Source organism: Pseudobacter ginsenosidimutans, from assembly GCF_007970185.1.
In the GTDB taxonomy this organism is placed as follows: domain Bacteria; phylum Bacteroidota; class Bacteroidia; order Chitinophagales; family Chitinophagaceae; genus Pseudobacter; species Pseudobacter ginsenosidimutans.
Window position 1 is genome coordinate 2,999,705 of the sequence record NZ_CP042431.1, and the last position, 15,813, is coordinate 3,015,517.

Here is a 15,813-nt window from a genome sequence, read left to right on the forward strand (position 1 = left end):
GCATGAGCCTCATCACCGATAAACAAACGCTCGACGATCTGAATATTTTCGGAAAGAGAGGAGCGAACGCGATCTACAATATTTTCAACCGCGCCTTCACCCGTGGGGGCGCGGAATTGCTGGAGGAAATTTTCCGCCGCCCGATCGCTGATATGGATGCCATCAACCAGCGCAGCGCTACCATCCGCTTCTTTGCATCATCATCAATCCCTTTCCCGTTCGAGAACGAATGGTTCGATGCAGCGGAACATTACCTTCAGCAAACCGATAACAGGAGCATGCTCAGCGAGACCGAGAACACAATCGGCAGAAAATTCAACCAGCTGATCTCGGCAGATACTGAGCTGAAGGAAATTCAGAAAAGTGTGACAGCCCTTGTTCAAATCCTGCGTAAAACGGATGAGCTGTTGAAGGAGATCAACCCGAAAGCGGCCGGAACACCCTATGCTACTGAGTTGCAGCAGATACAGCAAATTATGCATGCACCTGAGCTGCAGCCTGCGCTGCAGGAATCCGCGCCGCAAAAACTGCCCTTCAACAAGCTGGCTGAATTCGACAAGCTGCTCCGTTTCAAACAGCGCAATAACCTGCTGAAATTGCTGGCGCATATCTATCAGCTGGATGTATACATGGCTGTTGCGCGTGTTGCGGTGGAAAAGAAATTCGCGTTCCCTGTGGCAAAGAAGAAAGAAGAGCAGATGGTTGTGCTGGAAGATTTCTATCATCCGGCACTTCAAAACCCGGTGGTGAACAGCCTTACCATTACACCACAGAGCAATATCCTTTTTCTCACCGGGGCCAATATGGCAGGCAAATCCACTTTCATGAAATCACTGGGAGTGGCCATGTTCCTGGCGCATATGGGATTTCCGGTACCTGCTTCACGCATGGAATTCTCTGTACGTGATGGAATATTCACTACCATCAATCTGCCGGATAACCTGGCGCAGGGCGCCAGCCATTTCTATGCGGAAGTGCTGCGCATCAAATCCGTGGCGGCTGAGCTGAGTAAAGACAAATATCTCTTCGTGATCTTCGATGAGCTTTTCCGCGGCACCAATGTGAAGGACGCCTATGAAGCCACAGTGGCCATCACATCGGCTATTGCCAGAAGAAAGAACTGCATGTTCGTGGTGAGCACGCATATCATCGAAGCAGGAGCAGTGCTTCGGGAAAAATGTAAGAATATAAACTTCATTTACCTGCCTACCTTGATGGAAGGTAACAGGCCCGTATATACGCATAAGCTGGCATCGGGTATCACATCAGACAGGCATGGGATGGTGATCATCCGCAACGAAGGGATCCTGGATATTCTTACAAAGAAAAAAGCGGAGGCAACAGCATGAACTTCATAGCCGATAATCAAACACTGGAAGACCTGGCACTGCTGGGTAAATTCAATCCCAATTCAGTTTTCAGCATCTTCAATAAAGTGAAAACAAGGGGAGGGGAAAAATTGCTGGACAGGATGTTCCGCAATCCAATGACCGATGCGGCTTCCATCAATGCGAGGAGTAATGCATTCCGGTATTATTACAATAATAATATTTTGCTTCCTGTAAGCGGTGAGCTGGTGGAAAAGCTGGAAGCCTACCTGGATGAAGCCCGCGGCGGTTCTTACATGAGTAATCTCTGGACCAGCATGCGGAAAAAAGTGATGGCTTCGCTCGTAAAAGACGAAAGCTATGGTCGCATTGAAGCGGGGGTGCAACACTGTATCCAGTTCTTGCAGCAATCAAAGAAACTCTTGCAGGAGCTGGAGCAACTGAAGAAAAAAGAAAAAGCGCCATGGAAGGAATGGGCTGATACATTGCGCAGCATCACTGGTCATAGTTCATTGAGTGATATGCCTGATGGGAATGGTCAACTCAGCCTGATGCAGGTATCCAAACTGCATCACCTGTTTGGTCAAACGCTTCGTGAAGCAATACAACAGTTGCTGGAGCTCACCTATGAGCTGGACCTGATGGTTACTGTGGCAGATGTAGCGCGTGCGCGTCAATTCAATTTTGCAGTAGCAGAAGATGGAGATCTTGCTGTTCTCGATGTTCAGGATCTGAGGCACCCATCGTTGAAACAGGCTGTTCCCAATCATCTCCACTTCGATACGTCGGGCAATTCCCTGTTCCTTACCGGCGCCAATATGGCCGGTAAATCAACACTGATGAAATCGGCGGGTATTGCAGTATACCTGGCGCATATGGGATTTCCTTTGGCCTGTTCCTCCATGCGCTTCACCGTTATGGACGGATTGTATTCATCCGTGAATGTGCCGGATGATCTCAATAAAGGCTATAGCCATTTTTATGCGGAAGTGCTTCGCGTGAAAACTGTAGCGGCAGAAGTGGCTTCAGAGAAAAAGCTCTTCGTGATCTTCGATGAGCTGTTCAAGGGAACGAATGTGAAAGATGCTTATGACGCCACACTGGCTGTAACAGCAGCTTTCGCTTCATTCCGGAAATCATTCTTCATTATCTCAACACATATCATTGAAGTGGGAGAGGAACTGATGCGCAGTGATGATAGTATCCGATTTGTGTTCCTGCCAACCGTGATGCAGGGAACAGTACCAACCTACACTTATACTTTACAGAAAGGTATCACAGAAGACAGACAGGGTATGATCATCCTCGAAAATGAAGGTATCCTTGAAATGTTGTAAAGCCATGAATGAATAGTCCGACCCTTTGCAGTGAAGCCAGGGAGCAGCATCATCCCGTTTAATACTGCTCCCGGCACCTGCAAATAATTCCTATTTGAATTGGAAAGCTCCGCCCAGCAATCCTCCTAAGCCCAGTCGCAATGCCACCTGTCCCTTGTTGCCATTCAGGTAAGAGCCTACCACATCTACGCGCAGCACTTTGAAAATATTCTCGAGTCCGGCAAATACTTCCACGTAGTTATTATCCTTGTTCACAAAAAAGGCATTGCCACCACCTACAAGATGCCAGTTCAGTTTTTTGAATAATGGAATCTTATTGGTGAGCATTCCATTGAAATGATGTTCGAGGTGCGCGGCAGCATAAAATGAAGCAGTAGTACTGTTGAGATAATACGGAGCCAGTTGGAAACTGTTCAGGTACTCACTGGCAAAAAGCAATTGGTTGCCATTGAAGTGCTGGTAATCCTGGATCGGCACTTTGTTGTCATTGATAAATCCGCCAATGGATACACGGTATTTCATTAATCCACGCAGTTTGAAATTCACATCATCGGACACAGAGAATTTCCATTTATCGAAATCCACATCACTGCCCAATACTTTGTCGATGCCCTTGTGATAAGCCAATGTCAGCAATGGATACTTCGATCCGATGGCCACTTTCCTGGTAGGGTACTCGATGAACTGCTGTCCGGGCCTGTATTCCAGCTGGATCCTCGCAATCACTGCCTGGTGTTGCGTGAACTGGCCGAGCATTTGTTCGAAAGGATAGTTGGGAGTAAAGATCTTGTCCTTGTCTTTAAAAATGGAGAAGTCGCTAGTGTTGTCCAGTGGAAGACGGTCTTCATATAATACTCCGGCAGTGATGCGCAGGTCATTGTCGAACCGCTTATTGTATACCAGTTCACCGAAATAATTCTCATAGATCTTCATATAATTCCGGCGATCAAATAAAGTATACACACTATTGAACAGAGGCCAGATAGGATTTGCCTGGTTGAACTGGCTTACCCGCTTACCACCATTGAGTGTCCAGGAGCTGTTTTCGGCTGTAAGTCCTGTTCCATCTCTTTCCATTTTCCTTTTTGCAAATTGAAGGGTACCCCAGGCGTTCAGGTGAGAATTGCTGAACCCGTAACGGAGATTGGGCGTGAATGAGGTCGTGTTCCCCGCTTTTGGCCACCAGCGGCGATAAGTGGCGCTGGCGCCAACCACCAGACCTTCTACCGTATTGTATTGGATCTGCTTCAGCAAGGGCTTCCAGGTGATATCTGAAGGACGTTCCTTATTGAAATTGGAAAAGCGTAGTCCGTCTGTCCAAAGTATTTTGCCAACAGTGATCCTTCCTTGTTTTCTGCGCATGGAGTCGATATAGGCTTTTGACCAGGCCGAATCACTGCGATAAGCATGCAGGCTGTCTTTGATCCTGTAATCCTTTATTTCTTCCGGTTCCAGGGCAACCGGGCGGATGGAATCCCAATAAGTTTTTGATTTCTTATTGATGCTGGTATCATAACGGACGATCACATTATTGAAATAATTGCGCTTGAACTCCGGCGTTAGTTCGTATTTGTTGTAAACATTGAGGAAAGTACCGGTGGCATCGATGCCGAACTGGTTGAAGGTAAAGTATACAACCTGATCTTTCGTCTGCCAAATATCTTTTGCAACCGGTACATGGATCTGCCGGATCACCATGGTGTCCAGTATCTCCAGCTGCGACTGTTTGGTGAGGGTAAGCTCCAGGCTATGAATGCGCCAGTCGCCTTCCGTGATATTGATGGTACCTGCAAATAATGGTTCATATTTCCTGCGTGGGATCACTTTGATCTGGTTCACTTCTTTTCCATCTTCCCAATATGATCCCAGGTACTGGTATTTGTAATAATTCAAAGCCGCGTCCGCAATGGGCGAAACAAACCCCCGGGGATTGAGCTGGTTGGTCAGAACGTTTACATTATTGTTGTAAAAATTAATGAAAGTGGGGAAATTGAAACCATAACCTCCCGAGCCGCTTTCGCGGCCTGATAATACTTCCAGTTTTATCCTTCCAGGTTTCCGGTAAGCGATCTTTGTAAGGGATTCGGAAAGAAAGATCACGCCCTTGCCGGCAGAGTCAACGCCCATATCCTGTTTGTCTTCGTCCTTTATTTTCTGTCCGAATACCTTCCTGGGCAGCTTGCGGGTCTTCATCAGTGTTTTGATATAAGCTTCGCAGGTGAAGGAATCGAGGGGAGCGAGATAGTCTTTTCGTTTGCGGATGGCATTGCGGATGATCTCGTATGCCGGGTCTTCAGCATTTGCCCTAACCACTACTTCGTTCATGGTGGTTTGCTGCACTGCCAGCGTAAAATCGACAGAAACAGTACTGTTGCCGGCTCCTGCGCTAACTGTTTTCTCTACGCGTGTATAGCCTATGTATTGGCATACCACGGTATAATTCCCGGGGTCGAGCTCCAGGAAGTAGACACCCTGGTTATTGGTGGTAGTGCCCTGGGTTGAGCCTTTGATGAAAACTGATGCGTAAGGAAGGATCTCGCCTTTTTCATTGGTAACCCTGCCGGTTATGCGCCCGGCCCGGGAAGAAAGAAAGCATAGGAAGAGGAGGGAAAGCAGTAAAGTTTGTTTCATGGAGGCATGATACGGAATTGTATGCTGAAAGTTACAGCCTCCCCTGTTAAAAGTTTTTGAAAGGGTAGAGCCGGAATGGCTATTTCAAATGAAGATTTCCTTCCCTGTCAAACCAGGACTCAATTTTTGCGATGGCTTTCAGATCATCCAGGAATACTGCTACTGGCTTTTTCCTGTCGATAACCCCGGTAAATCTCCGGTCATTTATTGCGGGATTATCAATTTCCAGATTTATCCCAAACCAGCGTGGCACTACTTTGCTTATTTCCTGCAGGCTGGCATCGTTGAAATAATACAAGCCATTTCTCCAGCTCAGCACATATTTGGGATCGAAAGCTTCCTGGCTCACCGGTTGGCCGGCAGTATAGATTGCCTGATTGCCCGGTACTATCCTGCTTTCAGCTCCGGGAACTTTGAGGCTTACGGAACCTTCCACCAGCGCCACTTTTTCTATACTGCCATCATAAGTGTTTACATTAAATGCAGTTCCCAGCACCTGTACGCTGCTCTGAGGCAGGTGCACGATAAATGGTTTCGCCGGATCCTTCGCCACTTTGATATAAGCCTCCCCATTTATCCTTATCTCACGGGTATTACCGGTGAAGGATAGTGGAAATTCAAGCCGCGTTTTCGAGTTCAGCCATACTTCGGTGCCATCTGCCAGCTTGATCTTGTAATCCGCGCCCACAGGTATGTTCAGGGTGCTCATGCCCTGCTCAGCGGCCCCGGAGAGTGAATAGTTCAGTGATTTATCGGTATTATTCAGTTTCGCTGATCCGGCATCGATAGCGCCCTGCTGTTTGGAGAGATCGATCACTCTCCCGTCTGCAAGCGTCAGTTCGATGCCTGGTTTTGAAACCCCGGCCACAGTTGTGGCTGATTCTTTTGTGGAGGAGGATCTCGGCAGGAACATCAATCCGGCGCCAATCACCAGTCCGCTAATAACTGCAGCTGCAAACCATTTTCTTTTATAGAGCGGGACCAGTTTGCCTGGCAGCGGTTTACGGAGATCTTCTGTAAGATCCTTCCAGGTTGGATTTTGATGACGATTGGAGAAATATTCAGATGTATTTTTTACAGGTATTTCATTCTTCAGTTCTTCATATGCGGTATTGGCATGCGGATTCCTGCTGAACAATGCTGTCAGCTCAATTTCTTCTTCCGGGCTCAACGAGCCGCTGATCTTTCCCAGTAGCAGAAATATTTCTTCCTCAGTTAATTTATCCAGCATATTAGAATGACTGTTTTTTCGATTTTAGTCACTAACCCAAAGCCTAATTTATTTTTAATTGCTGCCTTAGCATTTTAAGCGCCCGCGTCATATGATTGCTGATAGTGGCAGTGCTGATTCCCAGCTCCTCTGAAATCTCCTTGTAGCTCTGCTTTTCAACATAATGAAGTCGGAATACTTTGGCTGGCATCGGTGGCAGGCTGGTGATGGCTGCTTCCAGTTCCCGCCCCAGTTCACGATTCACCAGTTTGTCGCCCTCCTGAAAACTCCCTGCCTCGATCTCCCCGAACTGCCGCTGCAGCAATTTCCTGCGTTCTTCTTTTTTCTTCAGATCGATACTGCGATTACCGATGGATCGCACCAGATAGCCCAGCAGGCCGGAATGGATATTCAGGAATATTTTGCTCTCCCAGAAATCGATAAAGAAATCCTGTACCAGGTCCTGCGCCGCCACTTCATCTTTCAGGATGGAAAAAGAATAGGCAAAGAGTCGCTCCCTCGTGTTGCGATACAAGGTATCAAAAGCAGCCAGATCAAAGGCTTTCAGTGCTTCTAATAATAGGGAATAATCTGTTGACTCTTTTTGCAAGCAGTAGTTTTTGGAAAAAGAATGATGGACGAATGTACATTTTTTAAAAATATTTCAAACCGGCTTAGTGACTCTTTTCCGAAAAACCGTCATTATGATAAGCGCTGAACTTTTCAACAGATCTAACAACCAAATCAACTGCGATTTATGCACGAAATGCTTCGGGTCCATCTACTGCTTGTATCGATCTTCATTTTTTCATCTTCCATACTCTTTGCCGGTTCTGTGTATGAACAGGGAAAGGAACAGACCAGGATCACCCTGAGTTTCAAAAACGTTCCGATCCGGCAGGTCTTTTCTTCTATCGAAGAGAAAGCAGATGTTATCATCATGTATGAGAATACTGATGAGATGAAAAGTACTAAGATCAGTATCAATGCCTCCAATATGAAAGTATCTGACATACTGAACCAGATATTGAAAGACAAATCGCTGGAGTGGACCATCAGGGATAATGTGATCCGGCTCGTACAAAAGAAAAAAGAAACAGGCGTTAATGGCGATGCAGCCGCAGGAAACGATAGCCATGAAAAAACAAATCTCTTCCAGTTCATCGTTTGCAAGGTGGTTGATTCAACAGGCGCACCTATAGCCAGCGCGAGTTTTTCTATTCGCGGAACAGATAAGAAAGGTGCAGCAGACAATACCGGACGATTCGTATTGCCGGAAATAAAACTTTCCGATATTCTTATCCTTTCCGCTGTTGGCTATGTTCAACTGTCTGTTCCCGTTACAGATATGTTGAGCATGCCGGCCGGAACTCCGCTTTCACTAAAGAATGGAAAAGTGAAAAGAGGATCTGGCACTGAATTCACTTTTATCTTATCGCTTGAAGAAAAGGCGATGGAGGAAGTGGTGGTAAGCACCGGTATGTTCGATAGAAAGAAGGAAACATTTACCGGCGTTACGCGCACTTACACGGGCAAAGAAGTGCGCCTTGCAAGCAGGCAAAATATACTGGAAGCCCTCAATCTGCTGGATCCTTCATTCAGGATCATACGCGATAATAACCTGGGCTCAGATCCCAATCAGCTTGCAAAAATAGAAATGAGAGGCAGCAGGAGCATGCCTCCGCCCACACCTCAGAAATATAGCCAGCAACTGAAGCTGCAATATGAGAAAGATCCCAATCAGCCCTTGTTTGTGCTGGATGGTTTTGAAACGGATCTCCTCACTGTAATGAACCTGGATGTGAACAGGATCGCCAGTATTACACTGTTGAAAGATGCCGCCTCTACTGCATTGTATGGTTCAAGGTCTGCCAACGGAGTAGTGGTGATCCAAACTATCAGGCCGGCTCCCGGTGATCTGCGTATCACGTATTCAGCCACCGGCACTCTTGTGATGCCGGACCTTTCAGGTTACAATATGATGGATGCAAGAGAGCTGTTGAAGTTCCAGGAACTGGCATCCGTTGGGGCCAATGCACCCGGGCCTTTTACCGTGGATGGTTACAATATCGTATTGCCGAAGGTAAAGCATGCTTTCAGGGAAAACGCAATCTTACAGGGAGTGGATGAGAACTGGTTGAAAGTGCCGCTCCAGAACGCAGGCTCAGTGAACCATAATCTTTCTGTCAGTGGCGGTGACTCTTATTTCACTTATGTAGGAGGTCTCAACAGGAACTCAAATATCGGGGTAATGAAGGGATCAGAGAATTCCAATACCTCCGGTTATTTCAATCTCAGTTACCGGAAAGGAAATATCAATGTATCCAATAATCTTACCATCAACGGACAAAAACAATACGGAAGCCCTTACGGTTCATTTACGGAATATGTAAAGATCCCGCCTTATTACATGATCAATAACTCAGACCGTTACCTTGAGCAACATAATACTGAATATTACACTTCCGGCGGATTCCCTTTTACTGCCGGTTTCCGCTTCTCAAACCCGCTTTACAATGCAGGTCTTCCATTTAAGAATACGGTGAAGGGAAATACGATCACCAATAACCTGATGGCTAACTGGGATGTATTCCCGTTCCTGAGATTGTCAGGTAGCTTCCAGTACCTCAAATCGGAAAGTCAGTCTGATTTTTTTGTTTCTCCGCTCAATACAAGATTCGATGAGGTGGAATCGAGCCTGAAAGGCTCTTATGATTACAGCAATCTTCATTCGGAGTCTTATTCCGGCAATTTCACGATGACTTTCAATAAAGTTGTGGCAGGTAAACATATTTTCAATACCAACCTGCGAAGCGAATTTCAGCAGAGTACCACTGAAACCAGCAATATTTCAGCAGTGGGTTTCGCCACCACGGCGGAACCGCTGATCTATCTCGCCAATTCATTCACGCCGGACAGCAGGCCTGGTGGCACTACCACCAAACAGACTTCGATGAATTTCATTGCAAGTTTGAATTACTCCTATGATCTGAAATATAGCATGGACCTTTCCTATGCACTTTCTGGCACCAGCATTTTTGGTCTTGATAATCCTTACAAACCTTTTTATGCAATGGGTTTGAAATGGAATCTTCACCGGGAGAATTTTATGCGAAATATCAAATGGGTAAATGAACTGGCCCTGGCTACCAATTTTGGTGTTACAGGAAATCAGAATGCCGGCAATTTTGGATCGAGGGCTACCTACCTGCTGAACAATACGCCAACCTTCTTTGGAGAATCTGTGAAGCTGGTGAGTGTGGGCAATCCTGATCTGGACTGGACAAAAACATATAATCTAAGCTATAACCTGATCGGTAAATTCTTCAATAAGCTGTCGTTGACAGTTTCTGGTTTCAGGAATATCACCAATCCACTTATCATCACTATGCCATTACCGCCCTCCGTTGGAATTCCTGATGGTATTCCCAGGAATATTGGAAGGATGACGGAAACCGGGCTGGAACTGGATCTGGATGCTAGACTGGTTAATACCCGTGACTGGACCCTGAACCTCAGTCTTAAATCCCCGGTATTGTATAAGCGCGAATACAGCGGTCTCGGAAACTCACTGGAGAAATTCAATGATTCTGCAAGGAACGGCGGATATGCTCAGCGCTATTATGATGGAGCAAGCCCTGATGATGTATGGGCCGTACGCTCCGTAGGTATCGGACAGGCAAGAGGCATGGAAGTATTCCTGGACAAAAATGGACAGTACACTTTTCTATTCGATAAGAACAATGAAGTGGTGATCGGAAGCAGCCGCCCGGTTACCCAGGGAGATATTGCTGTGAGAGCGCGCTACAAAAGATTTACACTGGCCGTTTTCTGCCGCTACATTGTACAGGAAATGAAATTCAATGATGCACTTTACAATAAAGTGGAAAATATCAGCAAGGCTCAGATGGAGTATAACCAGGACAAGCGGGCGCTGTACGTTCGCTGGAAACAAGCGGGAGATGATGCCAGCTTTCTCGGTATTACCAATACTACATTGGGCATGTCATCCCGTTTTCTGCAAAAAGAGAATTCCTTCGCTGTCAATAATATCACTTTCAACTACGATCTGCTGGATCAGTATTCACAGGGACTGAAAGCTTATATCAGGAAAAAACTTGGCCTGGAAACATTTGGTTTCTCTTTAACCACCACCAATATTTTCCAGTTCAAGCTATCCAATATACAAAGGGAAAGAGGACTTGATTATCCTTTCCAGCGTAGCATCACCCTGAATGTAAACATGACTTTCTAAAACTGCGTTATGAAAATTAAAGCAATTGGTAAACCAACCGTTTTTATATTCCTGATACTGGGGCTGTTGTTGCTGCAATCCTCATCCTGCAAAAAATTCCTGCAGGTACAGCCGAGGGATTATATGTTTGAAGAAGAGGCCTTCTCTACTCCCAAAGGAGTGGAATCTGTGCTGAATGGAATATATCAGTCCCTGGCCGACTCCCTTTCATATGGCAATGCCCTTTCTCTGAATGCAACGGAGAACATGGCGCAATATTATTATTCTTTCCGGGGTCCATACAGCAATGTATTCAGAGACTTCATTTATGTAGTGCCTGAGGCCAGAACGGCGCTGAATAATATCTGGAGCCAGTCTTACCGGACCATCCTCGGCGTCAACAATTTTTGCGAAAGGCTGGAAGCACCTTCATTCAATGTACTGCCTGCTGCGCAAAGGAATATTATGCTGGGAGAAGCCTATGCAATCAGGGCTTATCTGCATTTTGACCTTCTTCGTATGTTCGGCCCTGTTTATGCAAAGGATGCGGCTAAGCAAGCTATCCCATATGTAAGGATCGTTGCCAGGGAAGCGCAACCGGTATTACCCGCCAACGAAGTGGTCACAGCCATAATGAAAGACCTGGAAGCTTCATTGGCATTACTTGAAAATGATCCTGTGCGCACGAAAGGACCAGATTGGTCAACTGCTTCGGCAGAAGGTCAGGCTGTTGATTATTTATCCAACCGCCAGAGGAGGATGAACTATTTTGCCGTGAAAGCCTTTGCTGCAAGGGTATTGCTGTACGCCGGTAAAAAATCGGAAGCATGGAATTCTGTACAGTCGATGCTCACTGCTCAGGAAGCTTTCTTCCCATGGCCAACGGAACCGGATTATAACAAGGACCCACTGCTTAGCAAAGAAACATTTTTCGGAATCGAGAACAGGAAAATGTACGATTATGACCGCCGGATGTTCAGTGCCTTATTGAATGATGAGGTTATTGCTACACCCGCACCTGCCCGACTGGATGAGATATACAATGCCGCTTCAAAAGATCTTCGCCTGAAGTATTGGTTCAAGGTGGGGCTTGAAGGAGACAAGACCTACAAGGTGATGACCAAGTTCAGCAATACCACTGTTGCGAGTTCCTGGCTCAGGTATTTCCAGCCACTGATCAGGAAGTCCGAACTCTACCTCATTGCTGCGGAAACTGCTCCTGTATTGGAACAGGGATATTATTACCTGAACACATTAAGGGTTAACAAGGGACTTCCTCCGGTGCAATACCAGCCCGGAAGCACCACTGCGGAACTGATGTCGAATATCCGGGCTGAATACCAGCGCGAGTTCATCGGCGAGGGACAATTATTCTTTATGTTCAAAAGACTGAATCTCGCAGAGATCCCTTCCTATACAGGCGCAGCCACTATTCCCATGGATGACTGGAAATATGTTCCTCCTGTTCCGGATGATGAATCCTGGTATCGTTGATCCTTCCAAAACCATCACTCAATACTATACGCTAAAAGAATCATATATGGCCGGGAAAAAAAGTTTTTGTTTACAGGTAGTCCTCTGCATTGCAGCCGTCTTTTCACTCGCTGCATGTAAAAAAGTGGAACCCGAGAAATTTTCCGCTAACGATTTTCTCTATTTTATCAATAAGAATTACAGTGAGGTAATACTTACTGTTAACATGAATGCGATCTATGCAAAACAACAGGAGTATAATTTCCTGATCACCTGGAACCAGACGGATTCATTCCGTACCAATATCGATCCCACATACCAGCTTTATGTCCAGGCGGATGGCAGATTAGCGGACAGAAAGCGAGCAGTTTCTCTGGAGATCGAAGGAAATGGAAAGGAGTTCGCGGTTTTCCCTGATCCTGATTCCATCTATATTCCAGCCAATTCCATTGGGTATAAACTGGACATGAAACTGGCCAGACCACCACTGTCTGATACCGGCGTAAAAACGCTGACCATAACGCTAAAGAACAACGAAGATTTCAAACCTGAAGAGCATGCATGGCACAAAGTCACCTATGTATTCGGGAATATGGTAAAGCCCACCAGATTCTACAGCTCCATTGTTGATAAGTACGGAGAGTTTTCGCCAGCCAAAATGTATGCTGTCAGAGAGGCGGTAGCAAGAAAGGACAAATCATTCTGGGAAACAGATCCTGACGTGATCCTCCTGAACACCAGCCTGCAGAATTTAGGCGCAAAGAAGTTTCGTTTCGATCCGTTTACTATGGATGAATTGTATAACATCATGGACGTAACATCCTACCTGCAGATACCCGAACAGAAAGGGCCGGTGCAGAACGCCTACTGGGCGCTGACACAAAAAATGATATCGCTCACAAAGGAACTTATCGAAGAAAGAAGAGCAGCCAACAACCCTATACTGGATGCCTCAGGAAAAGAAATATCATTCCCCTGATGAAACTCTCCCACTATAATTCAAAAATATCAGCATAATGAGGTCATTATTCTTTTATACTAATCTTCTGTTCTGCTTTGCTGCTGTTCTGATCAGTGGTTGCAAAAAAGATTTGGTGAACGGCAATAAAAAACTACCGGATCATTTTACCATTGAGCTGCCAGGGGAAGACCTGACACTGATCAGGGGCCTGGAAGGCGCAGACTCTATCAAGGCAAGGATCAGGATACCGGGGCAATCATCTTCACAATTTGATACAGCCGCTTATACCTTCATTTGGACCAGTCTCTCCAATGGAGACACGCTTAGTCTGAAGCCATACCTTATACCCGGTGATTTTGACGGATTACCTGCTGTTCTGAATTCCGTTTTACTCACCGTAAAAGAAAAGAAAACAGGAATAGTGGAAATAGCCACCAGTTCGGTTTCCATTACTACGCCAACACGCGAGGGATGGATAATACTGGGAGAAAAAGCCGGTGCTTCACAACTCGGCATGCTTACCTACACTACACAGGGGTACAAGAAATTCGTGGACCTGGCAACTGAACTGGGAAAGAATATACCGCTCAGCGGAAAACCAGTCTGCATCAATGCGATAGGCAGCGATATCTATTTCGGATTGAGTGTACTGCAATGGGTGGGCATCACCACGGACCAGGAGATCAAGGTACTGCAGAGCATGGACTTTGTAGTGGACGAGAATATTTCCAATTTTCTTACCAGTACTTTTCAACCCGGTCCGGCAAATCCTGTCAGGATCGAAAAGACCGGCTATACAAGTTTTACAGCCAATAAAGGTGACGATCTGTTTTTTACAAGCCTGTTCTACCTGAAATATATGGGCCTCATGATGGTTCAGCAATTGAATGAATGGAATGGTCAGCCTTTCCATGTTTCCAAAATGCATACCTATGTGGGACCAGGCCGCGGGCCTTTTGATTATAGCCGCCTGGTATATGATCTGGACGAATACAAATTCAGATGGGTACCTGATGACGGACATGATCTTAGTCTTCAAACCCCTTTTTCGATGGATGGTTTTCAACCATATGCCATACAGAACAAAATGAGTGAGCCTGGTGAAGAAAGCCTGATCCTTTCATTGCTGCATAATCCGGTAACCCAGCAGAGTTACATGCTGCAATTCCTGACAAATGGAATAGTGAAAGAAACCAAACAGATCGCTTATGCCGATGCCGCGGATATCATCGCTTCCAGATTCATCGAGATCGATCACAATACAGGATACATCATCTATGTAAAAGGAAACAAAGTGATGGCCTATGATTATACCATTGGCCAGACCTTCATGCTGCTGGATATGGGCAATGAATCCATCAGCCTGATGAAATTTGAAAAATACAATCAGGGATTCAGCAAAATGCCCGGCCGTGTTGAATTGTATGATGAGTTGTTCAAAAGACTGTTGGTTTGTACCTATGATGCAACGAGCCCCGATAATAGCGGAACATTCAGATTATACCAGATACCATTAGGACATCAGGCGCCAGTGCTTGAATCTGAAGAAGCAGGGTTCCCCAAAATAGTGGACGCTTCGTTTGTGCCTATCCATTAGGCAAAGTATCACTGAGCAGTAAGTGCAATTGACAGAGGAGGCAGAATTGCCTTCCGGGGATCTTTTTGCCCAATAGTAATTCAATCATTTTTTAATACTGAAACCCATATGAGTAGCATTTTAAAGATCGAAAATCTTTCTCACCGGTATAGTGCAGCCTGGGCTGTTCGGGATATCAATCTCGAAATAGCGCAAACCGGCGTCATTGGCCTGTTGGGATCGAATGGTGCAGGCAAGTCCACTACCATGAATATCATTTGCGGTGTGTTGAATCAAACTGAAGGAAAGGTTTTTATCGATGGAAAAGATACAAGGAAGGAACCCGAAGCTGCGAAAATGAATATCGGCTTCCTGCCACAGAGCCCGCCCCTGCACAGTGATTTCACAGTGAATGAATACCTCACTTATGCTGCAGGGCTTCGACTGATGGAAAAAAGCACAATCAAAAGCGCTGTGGAAGAGGCTATGGAGAGAACGGGGATTTCTCATTTCAGCTCCAGGCTCATCAGTAATCTTTCCGGTGGCTACAAACAGCGTGTGGGCATTGCACAGGCGATCATTCATAAACCACGGCTCGTGGTGATGGACGAGCCTACCAATGGCCTTGATCCAAACCAGATCATCGAAGCACGAAAACTGATCCGGGAGATCGCGCAGGAAAGAACTGTGCTCCTGTCTTCACATATCCTTTCTGAAATTCATCTGCTCTGCAGGGAAGTGATCATGATAGAAGCCGGAAGGATCGTATTCTCTGATACAATGGATGCATTCAATAATTATATCCAACCCGGTACCATGCTGTTGAAAATGGAAAACCCTCCTCCATTGTCTGAGCTTCTTTCCATCAAAGGTGTATCGAAGGCCGAATACCTTACCGATAAGCAGGCAAGGCTTTATTTCGATGGCGACCAGGATATAACAGAAAGGATCATCGAAACCGCCGTGAAGAGCGGATGGAGAGTGAGAGAAGCCAACCTGGACAAGAACCTGCTGGACGACATCTTTAAACAATTATCTACTCAATCCCTATAATTACTGACAG

10 protein-coding genes are annotated in these 15,813 nt (G+C 45.9%); 7 read left to right on the forward strand and 3 right to left on the reverse strand.

Annotated elements, in window-relative coordinates; all coding sequences use genetic code 11:
* Positions 1 to 2: 2 nt before the first annotated feature.
* Together FSB84_RS12195 and FSB84_RS12200 are read left to right on the forward strand one after the other, a co-directional pair.
* A complete protein-coding gene (locus FSB84_RS12195) occupies positions 3 to 1,349 on the forward strand; it encodes a MutS-related protein (protein ID WP_130541222.1) in 1,347 nt (448 codons plus the stop codon).
* Positions 1,346 to 2,665, forward strand: coding sequence for a MutS-related protein (locus FSB84_RS12200; protein WP_130541220.1), 1,320 nt, complete (start codon positions 1,346 to 1,348; stop codon positions 2,663 to 2,665). Before FSB84_RS12195 ends, FSB84_RS12200 begins: the two co-directional genes overlap by 4 nt.
* A gap of 90 nt (positions 2,666 to 2,755) precedes the next feature.
* On the opposite strand, the gene FSB84_RS12205 is transcribed toward FSB84_RS12200, so the two are convergent.
* From FSB84_RS12205 to FSB84_RS12215, 3 genes are all read right to left on the reverse strand, one after another.
* Positions 2,756 to 5,296 carry a DUF5686 and carboxypeptidase regulatory-like domain-containing protein gene (locus FSB84_RS12205; protein WP_130541219.1) on the reverse strand — a complete coding sequence of 847 codons (2,541 nt, stop codon included), beginning with the start codon at positions 5,294 to 5,296 and terminating at the stop codon, positions 2,756 to 2,758.
* A 79-nt stretch (positions 5,297 to 5,375) separates the two neighbouring features.
* Positions 5,376 to 6,527, reverse strand: coding sequence for a FecR family protein (locus FSB84_RS12210; RefSeq protein ID WP_130541217.1), 1,152 nt, complete (start codon positions 6,525 to 6,527; stop codon positions 5,376 to 5,378).
* A 43-nt stretch (positions 6,528 to 6,570) separates the two neighbouring features.
* Positions 6,571 to 7,116 carry an RNA polymerase sigma-70 factor gene (locus FSB84_RS12215; RefSeq protein ID WP_158643873.1) on the reverse strand — a complete coding sequence of 182 codons (546 nt, stop codon included), beginning with the start codon at positions 7,114 to 7,116 and terminating at the stop codon, positions 6,571 to 6,573.
* Between the two features lie 147 nt (positions 7,117 to 7,263).
* On the opposite strand from FSB84_RS12215, the gene FSB84_RS12220 reads away from it, so the two are divergent.
* From FSB84_RS12220 to FSB84_RS12240, 5 genes are all read left to right on the forward strand, one after another.
* The gene (locus FSB84_RS12220) at positions 7,264 to 10,761 is read left to right on the forward strand and encodes a SusC/RagA family TonB-linked outer membrane protein (protein ID WP_130541213.1); all 3,498 of its coding nucleotides are present in this window, start codon (positions 7,264 to 7,266) and stop codon (positions 10,759 to 10,761) included.
* A gap of 9 nt (positions 10,762 to 10,770) precedes the next feature.
* Positions 10,771 to 12,234 (forward strand): RagB/SusD family nutrient uptake outer membrane protein, encoded by a 1,464-nt coding sequence (locus FSB84_RS12225; protein WP_130541212.1) that lies wholly within the window; start codon positions 10,771 to 10,773, stop codon positions 12,232 to 12,234.
* Positions 12,194 to 13,192, forward strand: coding sequence for a hypothetical protein (locus tag FSB84_RS12230; protein WP_130541210.1), 999 nt, complete (start codon positions 12,194 to 12,196; stop codon positions 13,190 to 13,192). Before FSB84_RS12225 ends, FSB84_RS12230 begins: the two co-directional genes overlap by 41 nt.
* Positions 13,193 to 13,229: 37 nt before the next feature.
* Positions 13,230 to 14,771, forward strand: a complete 1,542-nt coding sequence (locus FSB84_RS12235; protein WP_130541208.1) for a hypothetical protein — start codon at positions 13,230 to 13,232, stop codon at positions 14,769 to 14,771.
* 108 nt (positions 14,772 to 14,879) lie between these two features.
* Complete coding sequence (locus FSB84_RS12240; RefSeq protein ID WP_130541206.1) at positions 14,880 to 15,803, forward strand: ABC transporter ATP-binding protein; 924 nt, start codon at positions 14,880 to 14,882, stop codon at positions 15,801 to 15,803.
* Positions 15,804 to 15,813 lie beyond the last annotated feature (10 nt).

Excerpts from the sequence above, each read along its gene's own strand:
- FSB84_RS12235 (WP_130541208.1), top strand. The coding sequence starts at position 13,230 with ATGAGGTCATTATTCTTTTATACTAATCTTCTGTTCTGCTTTGCTGCT.
- FSB84_RS12200 (WP_130541220.1), top strand. The coding sequence starts at position 1,346 with ATGAACTTCATAGCCGATAATCAAACACTGGAAGACCTGGCACTGCTG.
- FSB84_RS12240 (WP_130541206.1), top strand. The coding sequence starts at position 14,880 with ATGAGTAGCATTTTAAAGATCGAAAATCTTTCTCACCGGTATAGTGCA.
- FSB84_RS12225 (WP_130541212.1), top strand. The coding sequence starts at position 10,771 with ATGAAAATTAAAGCAATTGGTAAACCAACCGTTTTTATATTCCTGATA.
- FSB84_RS12220 (WP_130541213.1), top strand. The coding sequence starts at position 7,264 with ATGCACGAAATGCTTCGGGTCCATCTACTGCTTGTATCGATCTTCATT.
- FSB84_RS12230 (WP_130541210.1), top strand. The coding sequence starts at position 12,194 with ATGTTCCTCCTGTTCCGGATGATGAATCCTGGTATCGTTGATCCTTCC.
- FSB84_RS12205 (WP_130541219.1), bottom strand. The coding sequence starts at position 5,296 with ATGAAACAAACTTTACTGCTTTCCCTCCTCTTCCTATGCTTTCTTTCT.
- FSB84_RS12195 (WP_130541222.1), top strand. The coding sequence starts at position 3 with ATGAGCCTCATCACCGATAAACAAACGCTCGACGATCTGAATATTTTC.
- FSB84_RS12210 (WP_130541217.1), bottom strand. The coding sequence starts at position 6,527 with ATGCTGGATAAATTAACTGAGGAAGAAATATTTCTGCTACTGGGAAAG.